Genomic DNA, 12,210 nt, shown 5'->3' with positions numbered 1-12,210 from the left:
CCACCGGCCCCAAAGCCGAACCCAACGACAAACCGGAAGAAGAATGGCGCGTCCGCAACGATGTCGTCACCCCAAACGGCAAGGTAACCGTCCGTTACGCAAGTAGGCTCTACCAACTTGGTATCGGGCGAAAATACACTGGCGAAACCGTCCTTATGGTCATCACCGACAACCATGTCACCACTTCGTTAAAAGAAACCGGCGAGATTATCACCGAGCACTACATCGATACGTCCCGCAATTACCAAAAACCTTATTGGAAGAAAGGCCAACCACCCCTGACCTAAAAGCGAAACCGGCGCCCCGGAAAAGAAAAACCGAGACGCCAGTTTGTCCATGATGTCGCGACTGAAGTGTCAACTATGTCGCGACTCATGACAATGGCGGAGGATGTGGGATTTGAACCCACGAGGGATGTGACTCCCGCACGCGTTCCAGGCGTGTGACATAGGCCGCTAGTCGAATCCTCCATGTCGAACGGCAAAACACACGGAAAAGCCGTGGCTTCGACGTACTCATGAAAGGGTACACAACGCTGCCTTTAGATTCCAAATCCGGTGCTAGGGGTTGGAAAGAGGGCGACGATAGATAAGAAGGAACGAGCCTTTGGAACAACGAGCGCGCGTGGGCTAGTATGGGCAACGGATTCCGCGCGGCGTGTATCTTGTGAACTCCCCCAGGGCAGGAATGCAGCAAGGGTCAACGAGCTCTGACGGGTGCGCGGGGTCCCCTTTTTTATGCCCAAACGCGCGGGGCCGGGCGCCGGGCTACAGCCAGTTCTTGCGCTTAAACCACCACCACATCAGCAGGATCACCGCAAGGTTCAACAGTAGGCAGTAGTAATAGCCATACTCCCAGTGCAACTCCGGCATGTTGTCGAAGTTCATGCCGTACACGCCCGCGATCATCGTCGGCGGCGCGGCCATACCGATGATGGACGAGATCGTGCGCATGTCCTGGTTCTGACGCAGCGAAATGATCGCCGAGCTGGCCTGGATGAGGGAGCTCAGGCGCTCGTCGAAAGAGTCGATCTTGTCCTTGGCCAGCATGGCGTGGTCCAAAACATCGCGGAAAAACGCCCTGACGTGCTTGGTCGTCAGATCCTTGTGGTTATCGATCAGCGCGCGCAGCGCCGGGATCAGCGGGCCGATAGCGTGGCGCATCTCCAGGATCTCGCGCTTCAGGGTGTAGATATTCTCGATGTTCGTCTCGGCGCGGAGGGTGAAGACCTCCTCCTCCAAGTTGTCGACGCGGTCTTCCAGCGCCTCGGAGATACGGGTGTACTCGTCGACCAGGTAGTCCGTGATGGCCCACGCGATGGCCATCGGACCTGCGCTGCGCAGCTCGGGCGCCTGGTGCAGGCGGGCTTCCGGGTCGGGCAGTTCCGTATCGTGGGCAATCACGATGATGAACTTCTGGCTGATGACCATCTGCACCTCACCGGTTTGGATGAGGTCGCGCCGGTCAATGAGGTCCTTGTTGCCCGCGTACTGCACGGAGCGGACGACCGTGAACAGCTGATTTTCGTAGCGCTCCAGCTTGGCGCGCTGGTGGGCGGTCACGGCATCCTCGACGATGAGCTCGTCGACGTCGTAGCATTTCGCCACCTTCAGCATCTGCTCCTCCGAGGGTTCCTCTAGGGTGACCAGCACAAAGCTGCCCCTGCTGGGGGCGGCTAGATCCTCGATCTCCTTCAGCGCGGTAGCGTAATTCGCCTGGCCGGGGGTTTGCTTGCCCTCTACGTAAAGGCGGCACTCGCGGATGGCGCGTTCGACGGGGACCCGGACTCGGTGGGGTTCGGTTTTAGCCATAGTGGATCCTTTCCAACTATTTCAACTACATCCGGCGAGATCTGACGCACGGTAACTCTATGCAAACTCTATGCACCTTAGCCCGTCGATATCCTATCGCCCGCAAGGTAGCCCCGCAGGCGCTGAGGTGCCGGGGCTGTGGCGCCGGGGCACGCTTTCCGGGGGCGGTGTCCGGCATGTCCGTTAGACTGGCAAAGGTAAGCCACACCGAGGGTAAACCCCAGCACGCCACAAGCGGGAGAGAATTTACATGAAGATCGAAAACGTAAACGCAGAGCTCCTCCTCAGCATGAAGGAGGACGTCCGCCAGGCCTACGAAGAGCTGCACTCCAAGGGGCTCAACCTGGACCTCACGCGCGGTAAGCCCTCGGCAGAGCAGCTGGATTTCTCCGTGGATCTGCTGAGCCTTCCGGGCGAGAACTTCACCTCGCCCTCCGGAGTGGATGTGCGCAACTACGGCGGCGGGGTCGGCCTGACGGAGGTCCGCCAGCTGTGGGCGGACGTCCTGGGCCTGCCGGTGGATAACGTCATCGCCGGCGATGCCTCCAGCCTGAACATCATGTTCGACCTGATCAGCTGGGCCTACACCTTCGGCACCAACGATTCCGAGCGTCCCTGGTCGGCGGAGGAGAAGCTGAAGTGGATCTGCCCCGTGCCGGGCTACGACCGTCACCACTCCATCACCGAGCTGTTCGGCTTCGAGATGCTGACCGTCGACATGACGGACGAAGGCCCGGACATGGACCAGGTGCGCGAGCTGGCGAAGGACCCGGCCGTGAAGGGCATGTGGGCCGTGCCGATGTTCGCCAACCCGACGGGCGTCACCTTCTCGCAGCAGACCGCCGAGGCCCTGGCTGCTATGGAAACCGGCGCGCCGGACTTCCGCATCGTGTGGGATAACGCCTACGCCGTCCACACCCTGACCGACGAGTTCCCGGAGATCATCAACATCCTGGACGTCGCCGAGAAGGCGGGCAACCCGAACCGTTTCTGGGCCATGTCCTCTACCTCCAAGATCACTTTCGCGGGCGCTGGCCTGGCCTTCTTCGCCTCCTCCACGGAGAACCTGGAGTGGTACAAGAAGATCGCCAACGTGCGCGGCATTGGCCCGAACAAGGTCAACCAGCTGGCTCACCTGCAGTACCTGAAGGATGCCGAGGGCGTGCGCGACCTCATGCGTAAGCACGCGGGCTCCCTGGGCCCGAAGTTCACCCGCGTGGTGGAGATCCTGCAGCGCCGCCTGGGCGACCTCAACGTTGCCGAGTGGACCGTCCCGGAGGGCGGCTACTTCATCTCCGTGAACCTGCTGGACGGAACCGCTGGCCGCGTGGTGGAGCTGGCGAAGAAGGCCGGCGTGGCTCTGACCGCCGCGGGCTCGACCTACCCACTGAAGCAGGATCCGAACGACCGCAACCTGCGCCTGGCTCCTTCCATGCCGACGATCGAGCAGCTGGAGGTCGCCATGGACGGCTTCGCCACCTGCGTGCTTTACGCCGCGATCGAGATGGTCGAGCACGACGCGGGCCAGCGCTAACCCACAGGAGGCCACCATCAACACCGACGAAACACTGGTCTGGGTCCAGGGGCTACTCCCCGACGAGCCGACCGTCGCACGCCGCAAGGTCGCCGATTCCTTCCCCGAGTTCGCTGTTGCCGAGGTGTTTCTTGGTGACGCCCCCTCGTCCCAGAACGGCGCACCCCAAGAGGGCGAAGGCACACCCCAGGAGGGCGGCGAAGAACCCGTGCTGGCCGAGACGGTTGCAATGACCATCGACGCCGGACGTATGGAAACCGGCCTGCAGACCGAAGACGGCTCCGACCTGCGCGTGGAACTGCTGACCGTCGTTAGCGGGCACGACGATACTGCCGCCGACCTGCTGGCCCACGCCGCGACGATGATCTCCCAAGACCCTGGTCACTGGCCCCCGCAGCCTGGCACCATGCTGCCGAACGTGGTGCAGCAAATGGATGCAGATTCGGAGCGGAAGATCACCGCCCGCAACGGCCTGCTGGTGGTTCCCTACGTGTGGGACGAAGGTGTACCGCACGTCCACGAGGTCACCTCCGGCGGTGCGGGCCGCCACTCGAAGGAAGGCGAGACCGACGTGGAGTTCACCCACCCGGGGCGGCTGACCATCGTCGCGCAGCTGGTGATGCTGACGGACGAGGAGCTTGAGCTCGCGCAGACGGCCGGTGTGGCCGCGGTGCAGGAGCGGTTGGTGCGTGAGGGCGTCAATATCAACGACATATGGCGTTAGGCGACCGCAACGGGTCGTCTTAGGCGGAATGTAGGCTAGGTTCGTGGCACTTTATAGGAAATATCGTCCGGCGACGTTTGCCGAGGTCGTGGGGCAATCCCACGTGACCGAGCCGTTGTCGGTGGCGCTGGATAGCGGGCGGATCAACCACGCATACCTGTTTTCCGGGCCGCGCGGCTGCGGTAAGACGTCGTCGGCGCGCATCTTGGCCCGCTCGCTGAACTGCGTGGAAGGGCCGACGTCCACGCCCTGCGGAAAGTGCGAATCCTGTGTATCGCTGGCGCCCGGCGGGCCGGGGAACCTAGATGTGACGGAGCTGGACGCCGCCACGCACAACGGTGTGGACGACATGCGCGAGCTGCGCGAACGCGCCTTTTATGCGCCTGCGGAATCTCGCTACCGGGTGTTCATTATTGACGAGGCGCACATGATCTCCACGGCGGGTTTCAACGCCCTGCTGAAGATCGTGGAGGAGCCGCCGGAGCACCTGATCTTCATCTTCGCCACGACGGAGCCGGAGAAGCTGCTGCAGACCATCCGCTCCCGAACCCACAACTACCCGTTCCGCCTGTTGGCGCCGCCGGATATGCGCGGACTGTTGGAGTCGGTGGTGTCCGGCGAGGGCGTGCCTGTGGAGGATGCGGTGTATCCGCTGGTCATCCGCGCGGGTGGCGGTTCGCCGCGTGACTCGCTGTCGATTATGGACCAGCTGCTGGCCGGTGCCGGGCCGGAGGGCGTGACGTACAACCGCGCGCTGGCCCTGCTGGGCGTGACGGATTCCACCCTGATCGACCGTGCTGTGGATGCGCTGGCGGAGCACGATTCCGCCGCGCTGTTCGCCGTGGTCGACGAGGTTATTGATGCGGGATACGACCCGCGCCGATTCAGTGAGGATCTGCTGGACCGCTTCCGCGACCTGCTGGTGGTACAGGCCGTGCCGGATGCGTTCGAACGCGGACTGGTGAACGCGCCGGAGGAGTCCCGTGACGTGCTGCGCGAGCAGGCGGAGAAGATGGGGCAGGCGACGCTGACGCGCTGTGCATCCCTGGTGAATGAGGGGTTGGCGCAGATGCGCGGCGCCACGGCTCCGCGACTGTTGCTAGAGATCCTGTGTGCTCGCATGGCGCTGCCCGCCGCCGGCATGACTGTGGAGGCGCTGGCGCAGCGCGTGGAGGCCCTGGAGAAGGGGCACGGCGGGGCTGGCGGTAGCGGTGCCGGAGGTGGCGTGGGTGCTGGCCGGGCGGCAGGAATAGGCGCCGGTGCTGGCTCGAGCGCGGGCACGGGCGCCGGTGCTGGAGCTGGTTCGGGAACCGGCACGGGAGTGCGCGGCAGCCGGGCGGAGATGTTCGCCCGGCGCAGGAAGGCTGCGCAGGACGCAGCGCAGCAGTCTGCAGCGGCGCAGCCTGAACCTGTGCAGCCTGAATCGGCTCAGTCGGAACCTGGGCAGCCTGCAGAGAAGGCACCGGAGCAGTCTCCGGTTCAGCCCGCCGAGTCCCCCGAGGCAGCGGAAGCTTCTCGAGCACCTGAGACCTCGCCAGCGACTGAGCCGGAAGCTGCGCAGGAGTCCCCGGCCATCGCCGAGGCGCGCCGGGCGCGCGACATCATGCAGCGCCATCGCCAGGCCAGCGCTGCGGAAGCCGAGTCCCCGACTCAGAACGCAGCAAATGCGGAGGCATCACCGGCACCGACAGATTCTGAACCGGCGGAGACTTCGGCAGAGGCCCCGGCGGAAGCTTCGGCGGACGCGGCCGCCACAATTGATTCGGACTCCTGGGCACGCATCATGGATGCCGTCCACGACCTGGACCTCAGCGCTTGGATCGCCCTCCGAGGCGCCGCACCGCGTGCATCCCAGCCGACTCCGGGCGAGATCCACGTTGACCACCACACCGGCTCACTAGCAAGGCTGGTCAGCGGGGCGAAGAACGCGGAAGTGTACTCGCAGGCTATCCAGAGTGTCACGGGAAGTTCCGCCCGCATCGTCGTCTACGTCGGCGACGAAGTTGTCGGCGCCGGAGCCGCCGGAAGTGACGGAGTTACTGGAACTGCCGAGCCTGCAGGAGGCGATGAGCAGGGAAAATCTGAACCGGCGGCGGCACAGCCCTCCGCCGGTGAGGGACAAACGCCAGCCTCCACACCGGTGAACCCTGTGCCAGCGGAAACCCCGATGGACGCAGCGGCCTCGCGCAGCGCAGCCAGCAGCGCCCTGGAGCGCGCCCGCGCGATGGAAGAAGCGATGCGCAAGGCCTCGCACTCCCACCGCAACGCAGGCGCAGCGGGTGCGGGCGCAGCTGGCGCCGCTACTGGCAGCCGGGGAGTGGCAGGCACAGGCGCTGGAACTGCAGCCAATTCGGGTGAAGCAGCCGCCGCGCAGGAAGACCCGAACTCCGGCTGGCGCGCCCGCGCCGAACGAGCCAAGGCCCGCAAGAAATACAACATGGAAAACGGCTTCAACGGCGTCCCACTGCCCGACGAGCCGCCAGTTGATGCCTACGGAGACGCCCCCGTCGACAACTGGGGCGGCGGGGCGGCCGCTAACGCTGCAGCCAACCCAGCCGCCGACGCGCCGCTGCCGCCCGAACCCTCGGGCCCCTCTGATCCGTCCGTTCTCTCCGGCCCGCCTGGATCTTCTGCGCCGTCGGGCCCATCTGCACAGTCAGCGTCATCTGGTCCTTCCGCACAGACGGCAGAACCCCCGTCCCGAGCCGCTAACCGCCAGCCCCACGCTGGGATGGGCGCTGCTGGGGCCGAGGGGGCGTCACAAAGAACAGAACAAAATGAACGCGACGAACTACTCGCCGACCTCGAGCGCGCACCCGGCGAGCGCGACCACCGCACGCCGCTGGAAATCGCAGGTGAACTGATCGAAAAGAGCCTCGGCGCGGAGAGAGTTCGCTAAGCGTGAACACAACCACCCACACACGCGAAGGTGCCTAACACGCCTGTCCGAGCCGACCGGTACAGTTGTGGAAGAACTAAAACTCAAGCACGAAAAAGCCGACGAAAGGTAAACAAAATGAGCCAGCCAGACATGAACCAGCTGATGCAGCAGGCCCAGCAGATGCAGGCACAGCTGCAGGAAGCACAGCGCGAGATCGCCGCCTCCACCGTCAAGGGCGAGGCAGGCAATGGCCTGGTCACCATTTCCGTCGCAGGCTCCGGCGAGGTCACCGACATGGAGATCGACCCGAAGATCGTCGACCCCGAGGACATCGACACCCTGAAGGACCTGCTGCTCGGCGCGTTTAAGGACGCCAACCAGAAGCTGCAGACCCTCGCCGAGGAGAAGATGGGCCCGCTGTCCCAAGGCATGAGTGGCCTGGGCTTCTAAGCCTTCTAAGACTCCAAAGCGAGATCTAGTTGTTCGAAGGACCTCTACAGGACGTCATCGACGAATTCTCCCGGCTGCCCGGCATCGGGCCGAAAAGCGCGCAACGCATCGCGCTGCATCTGCTGAACGAAGAGCCGGAGGACATCGAACGCTTCCAAAGCGCACTCGGCCGCCTGCAGCGCGGCGTGACGTTCTGCCGCATCTGCCACAACATCTCCCAAGAAGATGTGTGCCGGATCTGCGCGGACTCCAACCGCGATAAAAGCATCATCTGCGTGGTTGAGGAATCCAAAGACATCCAGGTGATCGAACGCACCGCGGAATACCGCGGGCGCTACCACGTGCTCGGCGGGGCGCTCGACCCGCTGAACGGCATCGGGCCGAAGGAACTGAACGTCACGCCCCTGGTGCAGCGCATCGGCGGGGCGCTGCCAGACGTCGCGCTCGGCGCGAAGGGCGGCGGGGCTTCTCTTGGCGACGCCACGTCTGCCGCTGCTGAAGATTCCAACAACGCCGACGGCACCAGCGCGGACGTCGAGTACGACGAAGCCCCCGAGATCACCGAAGTCATCATCGCCACCGACCCGAACACGGAAGGCGAGGCAACAGCCTCCTACCTCGGCCGCCTGCTGCGCGACTTCCCCGGTCTGACGGTCACGCGCCTGGCCTCGGGCATTCCGATGGGCGGGGACCTGGAGTTCGTCGACGAGCTCACCCTGTCCCGCGCGTTTGCGGGGCGCACCGCGCTGTAGTTTCTGTAGCCGCTGGAGCCTCTTTAGCCGTGGTACCGACGGCGCGGGGCGCCGGTGTCGCACGGCAGGACTACAGTGGCGCCCATGAGTAAAAACCCTTTGCACAACGCTCTCCGTCCGCACCGCCTGTCCCGCGCGGCCGGAATTCGCTCCGCCGTATGGGGAACCGTCTTCGGCACCGCAGGCGTGCTGCACTTTGTTAAGCCGGAGGGCTTCGACAGAATCGTTCCGGAGGAACTCCCCGGCACCCCGCGCGCCTGGACGCTCGGCTCCGGAGCCATGGAAATCGCCCTGGGCACCAGCATCGCGGCATGCAGCCTGAAGCCCGAATGGCGCGGCGCGCTGCGAAGTACAATCGCCCCTGCCGCCGCGCTCTTCCTAGTCGGCGTGCTCCCTGGCAACATCAAGATGGCCTGGGACTGGCGTGCCAAACCTCAGCCCGCACGCGCCATCGCCTTTGCGCGCGTCCCACTTCAGCTGCCGATGATCCTTAGCGTGGCCAAGCTCGGCGCTTAGAGGCGTTCCTTTCTTAGCGACGCCACCTCGCGCTCCAACTGCCCCGCCAACTCACCCTGGAACTCGGGCAGCTCGGTGAGCCCAACCCCCATTGCGCGGGCGAGCAGCCAGTCCGCCAACTGCGGATTCCTGGCCAGGACGGGGCCGTGCATGTACGTCGCCACGACGGAACCCTGAACAGCGCCTTCGGCGCGCGTCTGCCGGTGAGCATCCTCTCCGGAAAGCCCAGCGGCTTCTGCGCCGTGGCTATCGGTGTTGCCCGTGCCGCGGGTCAGGCGGCCCAGCGGCTCCGCGTCCGCACCCAGGATCGTCGCACCCATGTGGTTAGCGAACCCCGTCAGCGGTTCGGTCAGGCCTGCCCCGCCGGTCACGGCGGAGGCCGCCGGGGTGGAAGCGATCTCGCCGATCATGCGCTCGGCGAGTTGGGACGTGGTGGCGTCAATAAGCCCCAAACCCTCAACCGTGCGACCGTGGCTGGTGAAGGACCGGCCAAACACCTGCAGACCTGCGCAAATAGCCAGAACCGGGCGGCCGGCGGCGACCGCGCGGGAAATGCCGCCGTCGCTGATGAGGTGCTCCGCCGCCAGAACCTGCGCGGTATCCTCGCCGCCGCCGACGGTGTAAACGTCCAGGGACTCCGGGACGGGCTCGCCCAGGTGGATCGGGTGGATCTCCGCCGAAATGCCGCGCATGCGGGCGCGCTGACGCAGCACCAGGGCGTTGCCATCATCGCCATACGTGCCAAGCACGTCTGGCAGAATCAGGCCGATGTTCAGCTCAGCGTTCATTTACGCTTCCCCTTCCTTGTCCAGCACCCGCTTCAGATCGCGGAACGCCGTGTAGTTCGCCAGGACCTCCACGCGGCCCGGCGGGCAGGAACGGATCGCCGCCACCGTATCCTTGATCAGATTGTGCTCGACCGCGGCGTAGCCCAGGCGGACGGCCAGATCCGTGCCGCGCTCGCCGGCGGCCACCACGTGTACGCCCTCGAAGTTCTCGAAGCGCACGTCCCACAGCCACGACAGGTCCTGGCCGTCGGCGACCTGGCCATTCACGCTAATCACGAGGCTATCGGCGGTGCGGTCAACCATCGACAGGGCCTCCTGCCAGCCGGCAGGGTTCTTCGCCAGCATCAGGCGCACCTCGTGGTTACCGAAGTGCACCACGGAGTAGCGGCCCGCGACGTTATCCACCTTCTCCGCGGCGGTGATCGCCTGCTCGGTGGAGATGCGCTGAGGGAGAAGCTCGCTCAAAGCCACGGCGGCGGCGACGGCCTGGGTGGCGTTGCCGCGGTTTGCGTTGCCCGGGAGGGTCAGGTTTATCGGGTGCAGGTTGCCCTCGCGGTCGATCAGGCCCTCTTCGGTGATGCGCCAATCGGGCTCGGGCCTGCGGAATTCGCGGCCGTCCGGGAGCTTCTTCGCTGCGAACCAGTCCACCACGCCATCCTCGCCAGTGCGGTGGATGATCGCGCCTTCCGTGCGCGGACAGCTAGTGGAATCGCCCGTCCAGCCGAAACCAGCGCTGACCCACTGGACGTTCGGGGAATCCCAGGCGACGGAGGTGACGGAAACGTCGTCGCAGTTAGCGATGACCTGCATGTTCGGGCGCGCTTCCACGCACGCGCGCAGGGCACGCTCGATTTTGTTGATCTCGCCCACGCGGTCCAGCTGGTCGCGCGAGAGGTTCAGCAGCACCAGCACGTCCGCGTCGAGTTTCTCGGCGATCTTGGGGACGTGCAGCTCGTCGACTTCGAGCACAACTGTGTCTGCGTCGCGGCCGGCGAGCAGCGCGCTGATCACGCCCGCGTCCATGTTGTCGCCGCCCTCGTTGGTGCAAACGGTCGCGGCCGTGCGGACGGCGCCGGCCAGCATGCGGGTGGTTGTGGATTTGCCGTTTGTTCCTGTGACCAGCACCGTTGGGCGCTTCTGGCCGCCCTTGCCGGCGCCGAGGCTCGCCAGCAGCTGCGGGTCGATTGCCCCGCCGACCAGGCCGCCGATCATGCCGCCGGCCCCTCGCCCTGCCTTTTTGGACGCCCACGTCGCCAGTTGCGCCATGCGAATCGCAACGGAGCTGCGGAACCGCTGCAGTGCGGAGCGGCGTGCGCCGGTTCGATCAGAGTTATCCATGGGGATTAAGTGTACCCGCCGGCATGTGTCGGAAATTGGAGGCTGGCGCGCCGAGCCTGATGAACATTAGTCCATCTGGAGGATCGTGCGGAGTTCGGCAAAAAGTTGGGGCTGTACCTGGTGCATGACTGTGCGACCGGTTCGTATCTTGCGGAGCAGGCCTGCCTGGGTAAGCCGTTTTAGATGGTGGGAGACCGTAGGCTGGCTAAGCCCAGTAATATCTGCCAGCCGGTTTACACTGATAGGCTCGCAGCCCTTGGCTGCCAAGTGAGAGAGTATTTGCAGGCGGGCCTGGTCGGCCAGGACTTTGAATAAAGCGGCATACCGGGTGGCCTCGAGGTCCGACAATGGCCCGCTACTTAGTGAACAGCATGTTGAGGGGTCAGAAAGCGGGAAAATCTCTGGATTGGCCATGTCAACAATCGTATATTGACAGGCATCAATACGACACTTAGTTTAATATTGATACTAGTCAATACTTAGAGAAGGTTACATGACAGCTCCTTCGCGCTCCGGTATGTCATTTTTGGATCGGTTCTTGCCCGTTTGGATTATCCTCGCAATGGTTGCAGGGCTGTTGGTGAACCGTGTGGCTCCGGGGGTTGGAGCAAAGCTTAGGGATCTGGAAGTCGGAAGCATTTCGCTTCCTATCGCACTCGGCTTATTGGTAATGATGTACCCGCCCCTGGCAAAGGTTCAGTATGACAAGACCCGCCGGATCGCTTCTGATAGACGCTTGATGGCGGTTTCCATTGTCTTGAACTGGATTGTGGGGCCGGCATTCATGTTTGCCTTGGCGTGGCTGTGTTTGCCTGATGAGCCTGAACTGCGCACCGGTTTGATTGTCGTTGGCCTAGCTCGGTGCATTGCAATGGTTCTGGTCTGGTCGGACCTCTCTTGCGGCGATAAAGAATTAACTGCGGTACTGGTGGCAGTTAATTCAGTATTCCAGGTGCTTATGTTTGGCGTGTTGGGGTGGTTCTATCTGCAAGTACTTCCCGGTTGGTTGGGGTTGCCTACAACCTCGGCAGACTTCTCGTTCTGGTCGATCGTGATTTCTGTCTTAGTATTCCTGGGTATCCCACTGGCAGCTGGTCTCGCCTCTCGCGTGTTTGGTGAAAAGATTAAGGGGCGGGAGTGGTACGAAACTAGGTTTTTGCCAGCAATTTCTCCACTTGCATTGGTGGGGCTGTTGTACACGATCGTGCTCTTGTTTTCACTGCAAGGGGAGCAGATCTCCGAGCACCCTTGGGCGGTGGCACGTACGGCTGTTCCGCTGGTTGCATACTTCGCTGGGTCAAGTCCGGTGTAGTGGTGTAGCCGTTTGTGCTTTCGGCTCGATATGAAGTTCGGGGCTTGGTTAGGCGGTTAGCTGGTGGTGGTCGTCACGATGTTCTCCTGGGTGGTGCATGAGGT

Annotated in this window: 10 protein-coding genes, 1 tRNA gene, 1 other RNA gene and 2 pseudogenes; 9 read left to right on the top strand and 5 right to left on the bottom strand. The window is 63.8% G+C overall.

The window, feature by feature from the left end; translation table 11 throughout:
* Positions 1 to 287, top strand: a pseudogene (locus MHX52_RS10020) (IS481 family transposase); the annotation flags it as partial.
* 94 nt (positions 288 to 381) lie between these two features.
* Here MHX52_RS10020 and MHX52_RS10015 read toward each other — a convergent pair.
* A tRNA-Ser gene (locus MHX52_RS10015) sits at positions 382 to 470 on the bottom strand.
* Positions 471 to 640: 170 nt separating this feature from the next.
* On the opposite strand from MHX52_RS10015, the gene ffs reads away from it, so the two are divergent.
* Positions 641 to 735, top strand: an RNA gene (gene ffs, locus MHX52_RS10010) — signal recognition particle sRNA small type.
* Between the two features lie 32 nt (positions 736 to 767).
* Here ffs and MHX52_RS10005 read toward each other — a convergent pair.
* Positions 768 to 1,811 carry a magnesium and cobalt transport protein CorA gene (locus tag MHX52_RS10005; protein ID WP_239318063.1) on the bottom strand — a complete coding sequence of 348 codons (1,044 nt, stop codon included), beginning with the start codon at positions 1,809 to 1,811 and terminating at the stop codon, positions 768 to 770.
* A gap of 250 nt (positions 1,812 to 2,061) precedes the next feature.
* Between MHX52_RS10005 and MHX52_RS10000 the strand changes: the two genes are divergently transcribed.
* The 6 genes from MHX52_RS10000 to MHX52_RS09975 all read left to right on the top strand — a co-directional run bounded on the left by MHX52_RS10000 (position 2,062) and on the right by MHX52_RS09975 (position 8,668).
* Entirely contained in the window at positions 2,062 to 3,345 is a 1,284-nt protein-coding gene (locus tag MHX52_RS10000) for an aminotransferase class I/II-fold pyridoxal phosphate-dependent enzyme (RefSeq protein WP_239318062.1), read from the top strand.
* A 124-nt stretch (positions 3,346 to 3,469) separates the two neighbouring features.
* Entirely contained in the window at positions 3,470 to 4,069 is a 600-nt protein-coding gene (locus MHX52_RS09995; protein WP_239318061.1) for a suppressor of fused domain protein, read from the top strand.
* A 43-nt stretch (positions 4,070 to 4,112) separates the two neighbouring features.
* Complete coding sequence (locus tag MHX52_RS09990; RefSeq protein ID WP_239318060.1) at positions 4,113 to 6,968, top strand: DNA polymerase III subunit gamma and tau; 2,856 nt, start codon at positions 4,113 to 4,115, stop codon at positions 6,966 to 6,968.
* Between the two features lie 117 nt (positions 6,969 to 7,085).
* Positions 7,086 to 7,400 (top strand): YbaB/EbfC family nucleoid-associated protein, encoded by a 315-nt coding sequence (locus MHX52_RS09985; protein ID WP_005292353.1) that lies wholly within the window; start codon positions 7,086 to 7,088, stop codon positions 7,398 to 7,400.
* Between the two features lie 29 nt (positions 7,401 to 7,429).
* On the top strand, positions 7,430 to 8,152 hold the full coding sequence (gene recR, locus MHX52_RS09980; protein WP_049050131.1) for a recombination mediator RecR: 723 nt from the start codon (positions 7,430 to 7,432) through the stop codon (positions 8,150 to 8,152).
* An 84-nt stretch (positions 8,153 to 8,236) separates the two neighbouring features.
* Complete coding sequence (locus MHX52_RS09975) at positions 8,237 to 8,668, top strand: hypothetical protein (RefSeq protein WP_049050130.1); 432 nt, start codon at positions 8,237 to 8,239, stop codon at positions 8,666 to 8,668.
* Here MHX52_RS09975 and MHX52_RS09970 read toward each other — a convergent pair.
* The 3 genes from MHX52_RS09970 to MHX52_RS09960 all read right to left on the bottom strand — a co-directional run bounded on the left by MHX52_RS09970 (position 8,665) and on the right by MHX52_RS09960 (position 11,208).
* Positions 8,665 to 9,456, bottom strand: a complete 792-nt coding sequence (locus MHX52_RS09970) for a type 1 glutamine amidotransferase (RefSeq protein WP_239318059.1) — start codon at positions 9,454 to 9,456, stop codon at positions 8,665 to 8,667. The two genes, MHX52_RS09975 and MHX52_RS09970, sit on opposite strands and share 4 nt — an antisense overlap.
* Positions 9,457 to 10,794 carry a MurT ligase domain-containing protein gene (locus MHX52_RS09965; RefSeq protein ID WP_239318057.1) on the bottom strand — a complete coding sequence of 446 codons (1,338 nt, stop codon included), beginning with the start codon at positions 10,792 to 10,794 and terminating at the stop codon, positions 9,457 to 9,459.
* 66 nt (positions 10,795 to 10,860) lie between these two features.
* On the bottom strand, positions 10,861 to 11,208 hold the full coding sequence (locus tag MHX52_RS09960; protein WP_035002869.1) for a helix-turn-helix transcriptional regulator: 348 nt from the start codon (positions 11,206 to 11,208) through the stop codon (positions 10,861 to 10,863).
* A 79-nt stretch (positions 11,209 to 11,287) separates the two neighbouring features.
* On the opposite strand from MHX52_RS09960, the pseudogene arsB reads away from it, so the two are divergent.
* Positions 11,288 to 12,091 (top strand): annotated as a pseudogene (arsB, locus tag MHX52_RS09955) (ACR3 family arsenite efflux transporter); the annotation flags it as partial.
* Between the last annotated feature and the right edge of the window lie 119 nt (positions 12,092 to 12,210).

Source organism: Corynebacterium sp. ACRQJ, from assembly GCF_022346045.1.
Classification (GTDB): Bacteria; Actinomycetota; Actinomycetes; order Mycobacteriales; family Mycobacteriaceae; genus Corynebacterium; species Corynebacterium evansiae.
The sequence above is the reverse complement of the archived record's forward strand: the minus strand, read 5'-3'. Positions and strand labels throughout refer to the sequence as shown.

What these genes read in the sequence shown, in the direction of transcription:
- MHX52_RS10005 (WP_239318063.1), bottom strand. Translation starts at nt 1,811, where the DNA reads ATGGCTAAAACCGAACCCCACCGAGTCCGGGTCCCCGTCGAACGCGCC.
- MHX52_RS10000 (WP_239318062.1), top strand. Translation starts at nt 2,062, where the DNA reads ATGAAGATCGAAAACGTAAACGCAGAGCTCCTCCTCAGCATGAAGGAG.
- MHX52_RS09985 (WP_005292353.1), top strand. Translation starts at nt 7,086, where the DNA reads ATGAGCCAGCCAGACATGAACCAGCTGATGCAGCAGGCCCAGCAGATG.
- MHX52_RS09975 (WP_049050130.1), top strand. Translation starts at nt 8,237, where the DNA reads ATGAGTAAAAACCCTTTGCACAACGCTCTCCGTCCGCACCGCCTGTCC.
- MHX52_RS09970 (WP_239318059.1), bottom strand. Translation starts at nt 9,456, where the DNA reads ATGAACGCTGAGCTGAACATCGGCCTGATTCTGCCAGACGTGCTTGGC.
- MHX52_RS09965 (WP_239318057.1), bottom strand. Translation starts at nt 10,794, where the DNA reads ATGGATAACTCTGATCGAACCGGCGCACGCCGCTCCGCACTGCAGCGG.
- MHX52_RS09960 (WP_035002869.1), bottom strand. Translation starts at nt 11,208, where the DNA reads ATGGCCAATCCAGAGATTTTCCCGCTTTCTGACCCCTCAACATGCTGT.